At 61.2% G+C, this 14,661-nt stretch carries 15 protein-coding genes and 1 tRNA gene; all 16 read left to right on the top strand.

Annotation, left to right across the window (positions count from 1 at the left end):
- Positions 1-135: 135 nt before the first annotated feature.
- A complete protein-coding gene (locus PO883_RS22675; RefSeq protein WP_289311760.1) occupies positions 136-1,116 on the top strand; it encodes an NAD(P)H-quinone oxidoreductase in 981 nt (326 codons plus the stop codon).
- An 83-nt stretch (positions 1,117-1,199) separates the two neighbouring features.
- Positions 1,200-1,946 carry a triose-phosphate isomerase gene (gene tpiA / locus PO883_RS22670; RefSeq protein ID WP_289311759.1) on the top strand — a complete coding sequence of 249 codons (747 nt, stop codon included), beginning with the start codon at positions 1,200-1,202 and terminating at the stop codon, positions 1,944-1,946.
- Positions 1,947-1,982: 36 nt separating this feature from the next.
- Positions 1,983-2,447, top strand: coding sequence for a preprotein translocase subunit SecG (secG, locus tag PO883_RS22665; protein WP_289311758.1), 465 nt, complete (start codon positions 1,983-1,985; stop codon positions 2,445-2,447).
- A gap of 170 nt (positions 2,448-2,617) precedes the next feature.
- Positions 2,618-2,704 (top strand) — tRNA-Leu (locus PO883_RS22660).
- 171 nt (positions 2,705-2,875) lie between these two features.
- The gene (locus tag PO883_RS22655) at positions 2,876-3,235 is read left to right on the top strand and encodes an NADH-quinone oxidoreductase subunit A (protein ID WP_054263650.1); all 360 of its coding nucleotides are present in this window, start codon (positions 2,876-2,878) and stop codon (positions 3,233-3,235) included.
- Between the two features lie 3 nt (positions 3,236-3,238).
- A complete protein-coding gene (locus PO883_RS22650) occupies positions 3,239-3,715 on the top strand; it encodes an NADH-quinone oxidoreductase subunit B family protein (RefSeq protein ID WP_054263649.1) in 477 nt (158 codons plus the stop codon).
- Positions 3,716-3,730: 15 nt separating this feature from the next.
- Positions 3,731-4,345 carry an NADH-quinone oxidoreductase subunit C gene (locus PO883_RS22645; protein WP_289311757.1) on the top strand — a complete coding sequence of 205 codons (615 nt, stop codon included), beginning with the start codon at positions 3,731-3,733 and terminating at the stop codon, positions 4,343-4,345.
- Positions 4,338-5,591, top strand: a complete 1,254-nt coding sequence (locus PO883_RS22640; protein WP_167085077.1) for an NADH-quinone oxidoreductase subunit D — start codon at positions 4,338-4,340, stop codon at positions 5,589-5,591. The genes PO883_RS22645 and PO883_RS22640 overlap by 8 nt, the downstream gene beginning before the upstream one ends.
- A gap of 25 nt (positions 5,592-5,616) precedes the next feature.
- Positions 5,617-6,108 (top strand): NADH-quinone oxidoreductase subunit NuoE, encoded by a 492-nt coding sequence (gene nuoE / locus PO883_RS22635; protein WP_289311756.1) that lies wholly within the window; start codon positions 5,617-5,619, stop codon positions 6,106-6,108.
- Complete coding sequence (nuoF, locus tag PO883_RS22630) at positions 6,105-7,400, top strand: NADH-quinone oxidoreductase subunit NuoF (protein ID WP_054263645.1); 1,296 nt, start codon at positions 6,105-6,107, stop codon at positions 7,398-7,400. Before nuoE ends, nuoF begins: the two co-directional genes overlap by 4 nt.
- Positions 7,401-7,415: 15 nt before the next feature.
- Positions 7,416-9,755: an NADH-quinone oxidoreductase subunit NuoG gene (gene nuoG, locus PO883_RS22625; protein WP_289311755.1), complete on the top strand. Its 2,340-nt coding sequence runs from the start codon at positions 7,416-7,418 to the stop codon at positions 9,753-9,755.
- Complete coding sequence (nuoH, locus tag PO883_RS22620; RefSeq protein WP_289311754.1) at positions 9,755-10,846, top strand: NADH-quinone oxidoreductase subunit NuoH; 1,092 nt, start codon at positions 9,755-9,757, stop codon at positions 10,844-10,846. Before nuoG ends, nuoH begins: the two co-directional genes overlap by 1 nt.
- A gap of 10 nt (positions 10,847-10,856) precedes the next feature.
- A complete protein-coding gene (nuoI, locus tag PO883_RS22615) occupies positions 10,857-11,345 on the top strand; it encodes an NADH-quinone oxidoreductase subunit NuoI (RefSeq protein WP_054263642.1) in 489 nt (162 codons plus the stop codon).
- 54 nt (positions 11,346-11,399) lie between these two features.
- Entirely contained in the window at positions 11,400-12,095 is a 696-nt protein-coding gene (locus tag PO883_RS22610) for an NADH-quinone oxidoreductase subunit J (protein WP_289311753.1), read from the top strand.
- The gene (nuoK, locus tag PO883_RS22605; RefSeq protein WP_099876580.1) at positions 12,092-12,400 is read left to right on the top strand and encodes an NADH-quinone oxidoreductase subunit NuoK; all 309 of its coding nucleotides are present in this window, start codon (positions 12,092-12,094) and stop codon (positions 12,398-12,400) included. The genes PO883_RS22610 and nuoK overlap by 4 nt, the downstream gene beginning before the upstream one ends.
- Positions 12,401-12,456: 56 nt before the next feature.
- Positions 12,457-14,640, top strand: coding sequence for an NADH-quinone oxidoreductase subunit L (gene nuoL, locus PO883_RS22600; RefSeq protein ID WP_289311752.1), 2,184 nt, complete (start codon positions 12,457-12,459; stop codon positions 14,638-14,640).
- Positions 14,641-14,661: the final 21 nt, after the last annotated feature.

Genomic DNA, 14,661 nt, shown 5'->3' with positions numbered 1-14,661 from the left:
CCCCTCGCGGGAACGACTAAAGGTGGCGGGAACGACGTAGAGGTGGCGGGAGCGGCGGTGGGACGGTAACAACGGGTCACCCCCCCCCCCCCACTTCCCGTACAATCGCCTTTTGCTTCCAGCGAGCCCCATCCCATGCGTGCCATCGACATCAAGCAAGCCGGCCCTCCCGATGTTCTGCAACTGTGCGAGCGTCCCGTCCCTGAACTGAAGCCTGGCGAAGTGCTGATCCGCGTGCACGCGGCCGGCATCAACCGTCCCGACGTCCTGCAGCGCCTCGGCCACTACCCGGTCCCGCCGGGCGCGTCCGACCTGCCGGGCCTCGAAGTGGCCGGCGAGATCGTCGGCGGCGACCTGGCCGGCAGCACCTTCCGGCAAGGCGACATGGTGTGCGCCCTGGTCCAGGGCGGCGGCTACGCCGAATTCTGCGCCGCGCCGCTCCGGCAATGCCTGCCCGTGCCCGCCGGCCTGTCTCCGCTCGAAGCGGCCTCCCTGCCTGAAAACTACTTCACGGTGTGGAGCAATGTGTTCGACCGCGCCAAACTGGCCGCCGGCGAAACCCTGCTGGTGCAGGGCGGCACCTCCGGCATCGGCGTGACCGCCATCCAGCTCGCCGCCGCCTTCGGCCTGCGCGTGTTCGCCACCGCCGGCAGCGCCGACAAATGCCGCGCCACCGAATCGCTCGGTGCCGAACGCGGCATCGACTACAAAACCGAAGACTTCGCCGCCGTGGTCAAGTCGCTTACCGATAACAAGGGCGTCGACGTGATCCTCGACATGGTCGGCGGCGACTACCTGCCGCGCGAAATCGATTGCCTGGCCGACGATGGCCGCATCGCCCTGATCGCCCTGCTGGGCGGCGCCAAGGCGCATATCGACCTCGGCCAGGTGCTGCGCCGGCGCCTGACCATTTCCGGCTCGACCCTGCGCCCGCGCCCGGTCGCCTTCAAGGGCGCCATCGCCGCCAATCTGCGCGAGCACGTCTGGCCGCTGTTTGATGCAGGCAAGATCCGCCCCGTCATTTTCAAGACTTTCCCCCTGGAACAGGCGGCCCAGGCCCACGCGCTGATGGAGAGTTCGACCCATATCGGGAAGATCATGCTGCAAGTGGTGTGATCGGCTGGCAACTGCCCCCGGCCTTTGTTTGACCGACATCGGATCGGGGGTTAAAATAGCGGGTTAATTAAATCTGGGCTACTATGCGTCGCAAACTCGTCGTAGGAAATTGGAAGATGAACGGCAACCGTGCCGCGAATGCCAGTCTGTTGGCGGGTATCGTCGCGGGCGCGGATGCCTCCGGCGCCACCTGTGCCGTGTGCGCGCCGGCCCCTTATCTGGCCCAGTGCCAGGATGCCTTGAGCGGCAGCCCGGTCGCCTGGGGCGCCCAGGATGTCTCGGCCCAGCCGGGCGGCGCCTTCACCGGCGAAGTCGCGGCGGCCATGCTGGCTGATTTTGCGTGCAAGTACGTCATCGTCGGCCACTCCGAGCGGCGCGCCTACCATGCTGAAAGCAGCGAGCTGGTGGCGAAGAAAACCGTCGCTGTCCTCGACGCGGGCATGACCCCGATCGTGTGCGTCGGCGAAACGCTGGCCGAGCGCGAAGCCGGCCAGACCGTGGCCGTGGTATCGAGCCAGCTCGGCGCCGTGCTCGACCTGGTGGGCGAGCGCGTGGCGCAGATCGTCGTCGCCTACGAACCCGTGTGGGCGATCGGTACCGGCAAGACGGCCACGCCAGCCATGGCCCAGGAAGTCCATGCCCAGCTGCGCGCGCAGCTGATGGTCAAGAATGCAGTAGCGGCCGAGACAGTGCAGATTTTGTACGGCGGCAGCATGAAGCCCGATAACGCCCTGGAATTGATGGCTCAGCCAGATATCGACGGCGGCTTGATCGGCGGGGCGGCATTGAAGGCGGCAGATTTCCTTGCCATCCTTCGTGCAGCCAATTGAAATATTATTGTTGTTAAACTTGGAATGGAATAAGCAATGAACACGTTGTTCAATCTGGTTGTAGTTGTACAGGTTATTTCCGCTCTGGCGATTATCGGTCTGGTCTTGCTGCAGCATGGCAAGGGCGCCGATATGGGAGCGGCGTTCGGTTCCGGCGCTTCCGGCAGTCTGTTCGGCGCCACCGGCTCGTCGAACTTCATGTCGAAGTCGACCGGCGTGGCCGCCGCGGTATTTTTCGGCGCCACCCTGGGTCTGGCGTTTTTCGCTACGAAAAACAAGGGTCAAGTGAGCGGCGGCGTCATGGATCGCGCCGCCATCACGGCGCCAGTGACTGGTCCGGGCGCGATTCCGTCCACCGCGCCGTCGCTGAACGCGCCGGCAGCTCCCGTGGCGGCACCAAATGCGCCAGTGACCGGTGGTGCGGTTCCTGCCGCCCGTGTCGCCCCTGCGGCGCCGGCAAGCACTGCGCCGGAAGTACCTGCGAATACCGTGCCAAAGTAATTGAGTTCTGGTAGAATACTGCCCGCGCACAGAGTATTAGTTAGCGCAGGCAGCATGATCGAATATTGATCAGTATCAAAAAGAAGTAAAGTTTTTCTGTTTTATCCTTGTTTTCGCGCAATTTTGCATTGAATACAGTGATGTAACAATGTTAGAATAGCGGACTCAATGCCGACGTGGTGAAATTGGTAGACACGCTATCTTGAGGGGGTAGTGGGCGAAAGCCTGTGCGAGTTCGAGTCTCGCCGTCGGCACCAAGAATATAAAAGCCAGCAAGGTTGCATAAGCGAATATGTTTATGCCTAAGCTGGCTTTTTTGCGAGGATCAGTCGTTCGGTCCTGGTGGCAAGGTTCAAGCCAGGTTCGTGCGGTAGGGCGCTGCGACATGCAGTGTTTCATTAACCGATCGTTCAATATAGGCTCATCAAGTGAACCTCGATAATTATTTCCCCGTCCTGATGTTCATCCTGGTCGGCATCGGTGTCGGTGTCGTCCCGCAGGTACTTGGATATCTGCTCTCTCCCCACAAGCCCGATTCCGCCAAACTGTCGCCTTACGAGTGCGGCTTTGAAGCGTTTGAAGACGCGCGCATGAAGTTCGACGTCCGCTACTATCTGGTGGCAATCCTGTTTATTTTGTTTGATCTGGAAACGGCATTCTTCTTCCCATGGGGCGTCTCCATGCGTGAGCTGGGCTGGTCCGGCTTCGTGACGATGATGGTGTTCATCGCCGAGTTTGTGGTCGGTTTTTGGTATATCTGGAAGAAAGGTGCCCTTGATTGGGAATAAGCCATGTCAATTGAAGGCGTATTAAACGAAGGTTTCATCACCACGACAGCAGACAAGCTGATCAACTGGGCGCGTACCGGGTCGATGTTCCCGATGACGTTCGGCCTGGCTTGCTGCGCCGTCGAAATGATGCACACGGGCGCGGCCCGCTACGACATGGACCGCTTCGGCGTCGTGTTCCGTCCCTCGCCGCGCCAGTCCGACGTGATGATCGTTGCCGGCACGCTGTGCAACAAGATGGCTCCCGCCCTGCGCAAGGTCTACGACCAGATGCCGGAACCGCGCTGGGTCATCTCGATGGGTTCCTGCGCCAACGGCGGCGGCTACTATCACTATTCGTACTCGGTGGTGCGTGGTTGCGACCGCATCGTGCCGGTCGATGTCTACGTGCCGGGCTGTCCGCCGACCGCTGAAGCGCTGCTGTACGGGATTCTGCAACTGCAGAACAAGATCAAGCGCACCAATACCATCGCACGTTAAGAAGCGGTTTCCACCATGACGACAAAACTCGAAGCCCTTGAACTCGCCCTGCGCACCGCACTGGGTGAGGGCGCTGCTATTACCGTGGCGCTGGGCGAAGTGACCGTAGTGGTCAAGGCCGCCGGCTATATTGCCGCGATGCAGACCCTGCGCGACCATCCTGCGCTCAAATTCGAACAACTGCTCGACCTGTGCGGCGTGGATTATTCCACCTACGGCGAAGGCAGCTGGGATGGCGCGCGTTTCGCCGCCGTCTCGCACCTGCTGTCGATCGAACACAACTGGCGCGTGCGCGTGCGCGTGTTCGCCGAAGACGACGATACGCCAGTGCTGGCCTCGGTGGTTGAGCTGTGGCGTTCCGCCAACTGGTACGAGCGCGAAGCGTTCGACCTGTACGGCATCCTGTTCGAAGGCCACAACGACCTGCGCCGTATCCTGACCGACTACGGCTTCATCGGCCATCCGTTCCGCAAGGACTTCCCGATGTCCGGTTACGTCGAAATGCGTTACGACCCCGAACAGAAGCGCGTGATCTACCAAGCCGTGACGATCGAGCCGCGTGAAATCATTCCGCGCGTGATCCGCGAAGAAACCTACGGGATGAATCCTGGGAGCAAAAACCTTGGCTGAAATTAAGAACTACACCCTCAACTTCGGTCCGCAGCACCCGGCCGCGCACGGCGTGCTGCGCCTGGTGCTCGAGCTCGACGGCGAAGTGATCCAGCGCGCCGATCCGCACATCGGCCTGTTGCACCGCGCCACCGAAAAGCTGGCCGAGACCCGCACTTACCTGCAATCGGTGCCGTACATGGACCGTCTCGACTATGTGTCGATGATGAGCAATGAGCACGGCTATGTGATGGCGATCGAGAAGCTGCTCGGTATCGAGGTGCCGGTGCGCGCCCAGTATATCCGCGTCATGTTCGACGAAATCACGCGCCTGCTGAACCACCTGATGTGGCTCGGCACGCACGCGCTCGACGTCGGCGCCATGGGTCCGTTCCTGTACGCCTTCCGCGACCGCGAAGACTTGTTCGACTGCTACGAAGCGGTGTCCGGCGCGCGCATGCACGCCGCTTACTACCGTCCGGGCGGCGTGTACCGCGACCTGCCGGATGCGATGCCGAAGCACAAAGCCTCGATCATCCGCAGCGCCAAGGCCATCGACGAGCTGAACGAACACCGCCAGGGCTCGCTGCTCGACTTCCTCGACGACTTCTGCAAGCGTTTCGTCACCTACGTCGACGAATACGAAACCCTGCTGACCGACAACCGTATCTGGAAACAGCGTACCGTCGGCATCGGCGTGGTGTCGCCTGAAGCGGCAAAAGCCATGGGCTTTACCGGCGCCATGCTGCGCGGTTCGGGCGTGGAATGGGATCTGCGCAAGAAGCAGCCGTACGCCGTGTACGACAAGATGGACTTCGACGTCCCGGTCGGCACCAATGGCGATTGCTACGACCGTTACCTGGTGCGCGTGGAAGAGATGCGCCAGTCGAACCGCATCATCCAGCAGGCGTCGCGCTGGCTGCGCGCCAATCCGGGCCCGGTCATGACCGACAACCACAAGGTCGCGCCGCCAAAGCGCACCGAGATGAAGTCGAATATGGAATCGCTGATTCACCACTTCAAGCTGTTTACCGAAGGCTTCCACGTGCCGCCGGGCGAGGCGTATGCCGCGGTCGAGCATCCGAAGGGCGAGTTCGGGATCTACATCGTGTCGGACGGCGCCAACAAGCCGTACCGCCTGAAGATCCGTACCCCCGACTATGCGCACTTGCAAAGCCTGGATGAAATGGCGCGCGGCCACATGCTGGCCGACGCCGTCACCATCATCGGCACCCAGGACATCGTATTCGGCAGTATCGACCGCTAAGCTGTCGACCAATTGAGGCACAACCATGTTGTTATCAGAGCAGTCATACAAAAAAATCGACCGTGAAGTCGCCAAGTACCCGCCCGACCATAAAGAGTCCGCGGTCATGGCGGCGCTCGCCATTGCGCAGGATGAAAAAGGCTGGCTCCCGCCGGAAGTGATGCAGGACGTGGCCGATTACCTCGGCATGCCCGCCATTGCCGTGCAGGAAGTGGCAACGTTCTACAATATGTACAACGTCAAGCCGGTCGGCAAGTACAAGATCTCCGTGTGCACCAACCTGCCGTGCGCCCTGTCGGGCGGCGAGCACGCCGGTCACTACCTGCAAGAAAAACTCGGCATCGGCTACCGCGCCACCTCGGCCGACGGCCAGTTCACGCTGGTCGAAGGCGAGTGCATGGGCGCTTGCGCCGATGCGCCGGTGATGCTGGTCAATAACAAGCGCATGTGCAGCCTGATGTCGGATAGCAAAATCGATGAATTGATTGATACTCTGGTCGAGGAAGCGAAGAAATGACATCCCTCCACTCACGTCACATCGACCCGGTCATCCTGGCCGGCCTCGACGGTCAAAACTGGCACTTGCAGGATTACGTGAACCGCGGCGGCTATTCCGCGCTGCGCCGTATCCTGGAAGAAAAAATCACGCCGGAAGCGATCATCGCCGAACTGAAAGCCGGTTCCCTGCGCGGCCGTGGCGGCGCCGGTTTCCCGACGGGTCTGAAGTGGAGCTTCATGCCGCGCCAGTTCCCGGGCCAGAAATACCTCGTCTGCAATACCGACGAAGGCGAGCCGGGCACGTTCAAGGACCGCGACATCATCCGCTACAATCCGCACGCGCTGATCGAAGGCATGGCCATCGGCGCCTACGCGATGGGCATCACGGTCGGCTACAACTACATCCACGGCGAAATCTGGGCCGAATACGCGCGCTTTGAAGACGCACTGGACGAGGCGCGTGCCGCCGGCTTCCTGGGCGACAAGATCATGGGCAGCGAATTCAACTTCCAGCTGCACGCCGCGCACGGCTACGGCGCCTACATCTGCGGCGAAGAAACCGCGCTGCTCGAGTCGCTCGAAGGCAAGAAGGGCCAGCCGCGCTTCAAGCCGCCATTCCCGGCGTCGTTCGGCCTGTACGGCAAGCCGACCACCATCAACAACACCGAAACCTTTGCTGCGGTACCGTTCCTGCTGAACATGGGTGGCGAGAAGTACGCCGCCATCGGCAAGCCGAACAATGGCGGCAGCAAGATTTTCTCGATCTCGGGCGACGTCAACCTGCCGGGCAACTACGAAGTGCCGCTCGGCACGCCGTTCGCCAAGCTGCTGGAACTGGCTGGCGGCATGCGCGGCGGTAAAAAGATCAAGGCGGTCATTCCCGGCGGTTCGTCCGCCCCGGTGATTCGCGGCGACGTCATGATGAACACCGATCTCGACTACGATTCGATCGCCAAGGCCGGCTCCATGCTCGGTTCGGGCGCCGTGATCGTCATGGACGAGACGCGCTGCATGGTCAAGTCGCTGCTGCGTCTGTCGTATTTCTATTATGAAGAGTCTTGCGGCCAGTGCACGCCGTGCCGCGAAGGCACGGGCTGGATGTACCGCATGGTCCACCGCATCGAGCACGGCCAGGGCCGTCCCGACGACCTGGACATGCTCAACTCGATCGCCGACAACATCCAGGGCCGCACCATTTGCGCCCTCGGTGATGCGGCGGCGATGCCGGTACGCGCTTTCGTGAAGAACTTCCGCGAAGAATTTGAATATCACATCGAGCACAAGCACTGTCTGGTGCCCGCTTATATCTAAGGCCAGAGAACTCTCATGGTTGAAATTGAAATTGACGGTAAGAAGGTAGAAGTCCCACCGGGTAGCATGGTGATGGACGCAGCCAACAAGCTGGGCACCTACATTCCGCACTTCTGCTATCACAAGAAATTGTCGATCGCAGCCAACTGCCGCATGTGCCTGGTTGAAGTCGAGAAGGCACCGAAGCCTTTGCCGGCTTGCGCCACGCCGGTATCGGCGGGCATGATCGTGCGCTCGAACAGCGAGAAGGCGGTACAGGCACAGAAATCCGTGATGGAATTCTTGCTGATCAACCACCCGCTCGACTGCCCGATCTGCGACCAGGGCGGCGAATGCCAGTTGCAAGACCTGGCGGTCGGCTACGGCAAATCGAACTCGCGCTACGAAGAAGAAAAACGCGTGGTGCCGCCGAAAGATGCCGGCCCGCTGATCTCGATGCAGGAAATGACCCGTTGCATCCATTGCACCCGCTGCGTGCGTTTCGGCCAGGAAGTGGCCGGCGTCATGGAACTGGGCATGCTGGGCCGTGGCGAACACGCCGAAATCACTTCCTTCGTCGGCAAGACCGTCGATTCTGAAGTGTCGGGCAATATGATCGACCTGTGCCCGGTCGGCGCACTGACCTCGAAGCCGTTCCGCTACAGCGCCCGTACCTGGGAACTGTCGCGCCGCAAATCGGTCAGTCCGCACGATTCGCTCGGCACCAACCTGATCGTCCAGGTCAAGGGCGGCAAAGTCATGCGCGTCCTGCCGCTGGAAAACGATGCGATCAACGAATGCTGGATTTCGGACAAAGACCGTTTCTCGTACGAAGCGCTGGATAACCAGTCGCGTCTGACCAAACCGATGATCAAGCAGGGCGGCCAGTGGGCCGAGACCGACTGGCAGACCGCGCTCGAATACGTGGCACATGGCTTGCGCAACATCAAGCATGAGCATGGCGCCGACAGCATTGCCGCCGTCGCCACCGCGCATTCGACGGTCGAAGAACTGCACCTGCTTGCCAAAGCCATGCGTGGCATCGGTTCCGAGAACATCGACTTCCGCCTGCGCCAGAGCGACTTCGCGCTGGACGGCCAGGTCACCCCATGGCTGGGCATGCCGATCGCCGAATTGTCGCTGGTTAAGCGCGCACTCGTCATCGGCTCGTTCATCCGCAAGGATCATCCTTTGGTCGCCACGCGCCTGCGCGCTGCGGTCAAGGGCGGCGCCAAGCTGTCGCTGGTGCACGCCTCGGATGATGAACTCTTGATCCCGACCGCCAACAAGATCATTGCCGCGCCGTCCGACTGGCTGGCCGCCTTATCAAGCATCGTGGCCGCCGTCGCCGCCGCCAAAGGCGTGGCCGCACCGGCCGGTTTCGAGGGCATTGAAGCGACCGCCGCCGCCAAGGCCATCGCCGCCAGCCTGAATACCGGCGACGCGAACCTGCCGGGGGTGGTCTTGCTGGGCAACGCCGCCGCGCACCATCCGCAAGCGTCCGCGCTGCATGCGGCTGCGCAGTGGATCGCCGACCAGACCGGCGCCAAATTCGGCTACCTGACGGAAGCGGCCAACACGGTTGGTGGCTACCTCGTCGGCGCGACCGCCAAGAACGCCGCACCAGCGTTCTCGGTACCGAAAAAAGCCTACGTGCTGCTCAACGCCGAGCCAGAGCTCGATGCTGCCGATCCGCAGCAAGCCCGCGCCGCGCTCGACGCCGCCGAGATGGTCGTCGTCATGTCGGCCTTCCAGCATGGTTTCGAGTACGCCGACGTGCTGCTGCCGATTTCGCCATTTAGCGAAACGTCGGGCACCTTCGTGAACTGCGAAGGCCGCGCACAAAGTTTCAACGGCACCGTCAAGCCGCTCGGCGATACCCGTCCGGCATGGAAAGTGCTGCGCGTGATGGGCAACCTGCTTGGCCTGACCGGTTTTGAATACGATACCTCCGAAGCGATCCGCGACGAGCTGTTCGGCAAAGACGTGACCGACCTGTCGGCCAAGCTGAACAACACCGGCAAGGCCGCCCTGAAGTCCGCGACCTTCGGCACCAGCGGTGCCCTGGAGCGCGTGACCGACGTGCCGATTTACTTCGCCGACGCCATCGCGCGCCGTTCCGAGCCGCTGCTGCGTACCGCCGACGCCAACGCGCCGCTGGTCACGCTGCCTTCCGCCCTGGCCGACAAGCTGGGTGTGCAGGCTGGTGGCAAAGTCAAGGTGTCGCAAGGTACCGGTTCGGCCATCCTGGTGGCCGGCGTCGATGCGCGCCTGCCTGCGAACACCGTGCGTGTCGCCTCGGCGCACCCGGCAACCGCCACGCTCGGCGCGATGTTCGGTGCTATCACAGTTGAAAAAGCAGGGGAGGGGGTCTGATGGCTCTGCCTGAAATGATTGATGGCGTCAACGCCTGGGGCGCGACCAATATCGGCTACGTCTGGCCAGTGATCTGGACCATGATCAAGATCATGTGCGTCTTGCTGCCACTGATGGGCCTGGTTGCCTACGCGACCCTGTGGGAACGCAAGCTGATCGGCTGGATCCAGATCCGCGTCGGTCCCAACCGCGTCGGCCCGATGGGTCTGCTGCAGCCGATCGCCGATGCGCTCAAACTGCTCTTCAAAGAGATCGTGGTGCCGGCCAAGGCATCGGGCGGCCTGTTCGTGCTCGGTCCGATCATGACCATCATGCCGGCGCTGGCCGCCTGGGTGGTGGTGCCCTTCGGTCCTGGCGTGGCTTTGGCCGACGTCAATGCCGGCCTGCTGCTGCTGATGGCGATCACCTCGATCGAGGTGTACGGCATCATCATCGCCGGCTGGGCGTCGAACTCGAAATACTCGTTCATGGGCGCGATGCGCGCCTCGGCCCAGATGATTTCCTACGAAATTCCGATCGGCTTCGTGCTGGTGGTGATTCTGATGGTATCGGGCAGCCTGAATTTCTCCGACATCGTCAGCGGCCAGAACCTCGGCTGGGGCGTGTCGCACGGCCTGAACATCCTGTCGTGGAACGTGTGGCCGCTGCTGCCGCTGTTCGTGGTCTACCTGACCTCGGGTCTGGCCGAATGCAACCGTTCCCCGTTCGACGTGGTCGAAGGCGAGTCGGAAATCGTGGCCGGCCACATGGTCGAATACTCGGGCATGTCCTACGCCATGTTCATGCTGGCCGAATACGCCAACATGATCCTGATCGGCACCCTGGCATCGATCATGTTCCTGGGTGGCTGGCACGCGCCGTTCGCCTTCATGGAAGTGGGCGGCGTGCTGGGCGGCTTCCTCGGCTTCTTCTGGCTGTTCGCCAAGGCCTTCGTGATCGTCTCGCTGTTCATCTGGGTTCGCGGCACCTTCCCGCGCTATCGCTATGACCAGATCATGCGCCTCGGCTGGAAGATTTTCATTCCGGTGACGCTGGTATGGCTGGTCCTGGTCGCAGGCTGGATGCAGACATCCTGGAACATTTGGAAGTAAGGAATACAAAATGGAACGAGTGAAAGACTTTTTCAGCAGCATGCTGCTGACCGAACTGATCAAGGGATTGGCGCTGACCGGACGCTATGCGTTCTCGCGCAAGATCACCGTGCAGTATCCGGAAGAGAAGACCCCGATGTCGCCGCGTTTCCGCGGCCTGCATGCGCTGCGCCGCTACCCCAACGGGGAAGAGCGCTGCATCGCCTGCAAGCTGTGCGAAGCGGTGTGCCCGGCCATGGCGATCACGATCGAATCGGAACAGCGCGACGACGGTTCGCGCCGCACGACGCGTTACGACATCGACCTGACCAAGTGCATTTTCTGCGGCTTCTGCGAAGAATCCTGCCCGGTTGACTCGATCGTCGAGACGCACGTGCTGGAATACCACGGCGAAAAACGCGGCGATCTGTACTATACGAAAGAGATGTTGCTCGCTGTCGGTGACCGCTACGAGGATGACATTGCCGCCGCGCGCGCGGCCGATGCTCCTTACCGCTAGTCGTTAGCCAACGATGTATTTAGCAAATTCAATTGCAAGAACTCTGGGTTAGTTATGGAATTTAAAACTGTGTTGTTCTACGTGTTCTCGGCGATTATGATCCTCGCCGCGACCCGCGTTATCACTGCCCGCAATCCGGTCCACGCGGCACTGTTCCTGGTGCTGGCGTTCTTCAATGCGGCCGGCATCTGGATGCTGCTCAAGGCCGAGTTCCTGGCCATCGTGCTGGTGCTCGTGTATGTGGGCGCGGTGATGGTGCTGTTCCTGTTCGTGGTCATGATGCTCGATATTAATATGGACCGCATGCGGGAAGGCTTCTGGTCCTACCTGCCGCTGGCCACCGGTATCGGCGCGCTGATCGTGCTGGAAATGGCGGCGGTGCTGTGGCGCGGTTTCATGAAGGTGGGGCAGGAGGCCGAAACGGTGGGCGCGAACATCGGCGGCACCAAGGAATTGGGCTTGCTGATCTACACCAAGTACATCCTCGGCTTCGAGATCGCCGCGGCGATCCTGCTGGTGGCCATCGTTGCCGCCGTGGCGCTGACCCTGCGCCGCCGCAAGGATACCAAGGCCTTCAATCCGGGCGATGCCGTGCGCGTCAAGCGTAACGACCGCCTGCGCATCGTGAAGATGGCCACGGTCGACCAGCCCGCCATCGACGCGGCATCGAAAGCGGCCGCGCTGGCCGCCGCCGAAGCCCAGGCCGCCACGGCGCCTGACGCCGCTGCCGCCCCCAAGGAGACAAAATGACCTTATCGCTCGCACACTACCTGGTCCTGGGCGCGATCCTGTTCGCGATCTCGATCGTCGGGATCTTCCTGAACCGCAAAAACGTCATCGTCCTGCTGATGGCGATTGAATTGATGCTGCTGGCCGTGAATTTGAACTTCATCGCGTTTTCCCACTACCTGGGCGACGCGGCGGGGCAAATCTTCGTCTTCTTCATCCTGACCGTGGCCGCCGCCGAATCGGCAATCGGCCTCGCGATCCTGGTGGTCATGTTCCGTAACCTGGACACGATCAATGTGGAAGACCTCGATACCCTCAAAGGCTAATCCGGTCCGTTTGGCGCTTACATTCATACTCGAATACATAACGATTAAGGTTCAACATGGCGGGGCAACTTCTTAACCCTAACGTCCTTCTTGCCGTACCACTGGCGCCGCTGGCTGGTGCGGTGATTGCGGGCTTGTTCGGAACAAAATTCTTCGGTAACCTGGTCGGCCGTAAAACGTCGCATACCGTCACGATTTTGGGCGTGCTGATCGCGCTGGTCCTGTCGGTGCAGACCTTGATGGCCGTGCTCGATGGCGCCAGCTTCAACGGCACCATCTATAACTGGATGACCGTCGGCACGCTGAAAATGGAAGTCGGCTTCCAGATCGATGCGCTCTCGGCGATGATGATGTGCGTGGTCACCTTCGTGTCGCTGATGGTGCACATCTACACCATCGGCTACATGGCCGAAGATGAAGGCTACAACCGCTTCTTCGCCTACATTTCACTGTTTACGTTCTCGATGCTGATGCTGGTCATGGCCAACAACTTCCTGCAGCTGTTCTTCGGCTGGGAAGCGGTGGGCCTGGTCTCCTATCTGTTGATCGGTTTCTGGTACACCCGACCGACCGCGATCTTTGCCAACATGAAGGCGTTCCTGGTCAACCGCGTCGGCGACTTCGGTTTCATCCTGGGTATTGGACTGCTGCTGGCGTATGCCGGTTCCATGAATTATCAGGAAGTGTTCGCAAAACGCGAAGCGCTGGCCCTGATGACCTTGCCCGGCTCGGACTGGATGCTGCTCACGGTTGCCTGCATCTGCCTGTTCATCGGCGCGATGGGCAAATCGGCCCAGTTCCCGCTGCACGTCTGGCTGCCCGATTCGATGGAAGGCCCGACCCCGATTTCGGCACTGATCCACGCCGCGACCATGGTTACCGCCGGTATCTTCATGGTGGCGCGCATGTCGCCGCTGTTCGAGCTGTCGGATACCGCGCTGTCCTTCGTGCTGGTGATCGGTTCGATCACGGCGCTGTTCATGGGCTTTTTGGGCATCATCCAGAACGATATCAAGCGCGTGGTCGCTTACTCGACCCTGTCGCAGCTCGGTTACATGACGGTGGCACTCGGTTCGTCCGCCTACTCGGTCGCCGTGTTCCACCTGATGACCCACGCATTCTTTAAAGCGCTGCTGTTCCTCGGCGCCGGCTCGGTCATCATCGGCATGCACCACGACCAGGACATCCGCAACATGGGCGGCCTGCGCAAGTACATGCCGATCACCTGGATCACCGCGCTGCTCGGCTCCCTGGCGCTGATCGGTACTCCGTTCTTCTCCGGTTTCTACTCGAAGGACAGCATCATCGAAGCGGTGCACGCGACCCACATCTGGGGCGCTGGCTTTGCCAACTTCGCGGTGCTGGCCGGCGTGTTCGTCACGGCGTTCTACTCCTTCCGCATGTACTTCCTGGTGTTCCACGGCGAAGAGCGTTTCGGCAAGGCGCATGCGCATGACCATCATGCGCACGATGCGAAGCACGACGCCAAGCACGATGCCAAGCAAGCCAAGAAGAACGCCAAGAAGAACGCCACGAAGAACGCTGCGAAGCACGACACCAAGCACGCCGATGCGCACGCGCACGCGCATGACTCCGACGCGCATCACGAAGAGGCCGCGCATGACGATCACGCGCACCACGGCCTGGCCCCGGGCCAGAAGCCGCACGAGTCGCCGCTGGTAGTGACCCTGCCGCTGATCCTGCTGGCCATTCCATCGGTGATCATCGGTTTCCTGACCATCGAGCCTATGCTGTTCGGTAAATTCTTCGACGGTGTGATCACCGTCGGCGACAACCACGGCGCCATGAAGGAACTGGCCAAAGGCTTCCATGGCCCGGTCGGCATGGTCATCCACGGCCTGCAAACCGCGCCGTTCTGGCTGGCCCTGGGCGGCGTGGCCGCGGCGTACTACTGCTACATGGTCAATCCGAGGGTACCGGCCTGGTTCTATGCCAAGTTCAAGGCCGTCCATACGCTGCTGGACAACAAGTACTACATGGACAAGTTCAACGACGTGGTGTTCGCCGGTGGCGCGCGCCTGCTTGGCAACGGCCTGTGGAATATCGGCGACAAGGGCCTGATCGATGGCCTGGTCGTCAACGGAAGCGCGAAAGTGGTTGGCTGGTTCTCGTCCATCGTCCGTCTCGGACAGACCGGCTATATCTACCATTACGCGTTCGTGATGATCATCGGCGTGCTTGGCGCACTGATGTACTTCCTCCCGTTCTGGCACGCTTAATCAGACACGCAAAGACAACAA

The sequence above is a fragment of the Massilia sp. DJPM01 genome, assembly GCF_030348125.1.
Taxonomy (GTDB): domain Bacteria; phylum Pseudomonadota; class Gammaproteobacteria; order Burkholderiales; family Burkholderiaceae_D; genus Telluria_A; species Telluria_A frigida.
This window is presented reverse-complemented; position numbering and strand designations above follow the sequence as displayed.

What these genes read in the sequence shown, in the direction of transcription:
- PO883_RS22645 (WP_289311757.1), top strand. Translation starts at nt 3,731, where the DNA reads ATGACGACAAAACTCGAAGCCCTTGAACTCGCCCTGCGCACCGCACTG.
- PO883_RS22650 (WP_054263649.1), top strand. Translation starts at nt 3,239, where the DNA reads ATGTCAATTGAAGGCGTATTAAACGAAGGTTTCATCACCACGACAGCA.
- nuoI (WP_054263642.1), top strand. Translation starts at nt 10,857, where the DNA reads ATGGAACGAGTGAAAGACTTTTTCAGCAGCATGCTGCTGACCGAACTG.
- PO883_RS22610 (WP_289311753.1), top strand. Translation starts at nt 11,400, where the DNA reads ATGGAATTTAAAACTGTGTTGTTCTACGTGTTCTCGGCGATTATGATC.
- nuoH (WP_289311754.1), top strand. Translation starts at nt 9,755, where the DNA reads ATGGCTCTGCCTGAAATGATTGATGGCGTCAACGCCTGGGGCGCGACC.
- nuoG (WP_289311755.1), top strand. Translation starts at nt 7,416, where the DNA reads ATGGTTGAAATTGAAATTGACGGTAAGAAGGTAGAAGTCCCACCGGGT.
- nuoE (WP_289311756.1), top strand. Translation starts at nt 5,617, where the DNA reads ATGTTGTTATCAGAGCAGTCATACAAAAAAATCGACCGTGAAGTCGCC.
- nuoF (WP_054263645.1), top strand. Translation starts at nt 6,105, where the DNA reads ATGACATCCCTCCACTCACGTCACATCGACCCGGTCATCCTGGCCGGC.
- secG (WP_289311758.1), top strand. Translation starts at nt 1,983, where the DNA reads ATGAACACGTTGTTCAATCTGGTTGTAGTTGTACAGGTTATTTCCGCT.
- PO883_RS22675 (WP_289311760.1), top strand. Translation starts at nt 136, where the DNA reads ATGCGTGCCATCGACATCAAGCAAGCCGGCCCTCCCGATGTTCTGCAA.
- nuoK (WP_099876580.1), top strand. Translation starts at nt 12,092, where the DNA reads ATGACCTTATCGCTCGCACACTACCTGGTCCTGGGCGCGATCCTGTTC.
- tpiA (WP_289311759.1), top strand. Translation starts at nt 1,200, where the DNA reads ATGCGTCGCAAACTCGTCGTAGGAAATTGGAAGATGAACGGCAACCGT.
- nuoL (WP_289311752.1), top strand. Translation starts at nt 12,457, where the DNA reads ATGGCGGGGCAACTTCTTAACCCTAACGTCCTTCTTGCCGTACCACTG.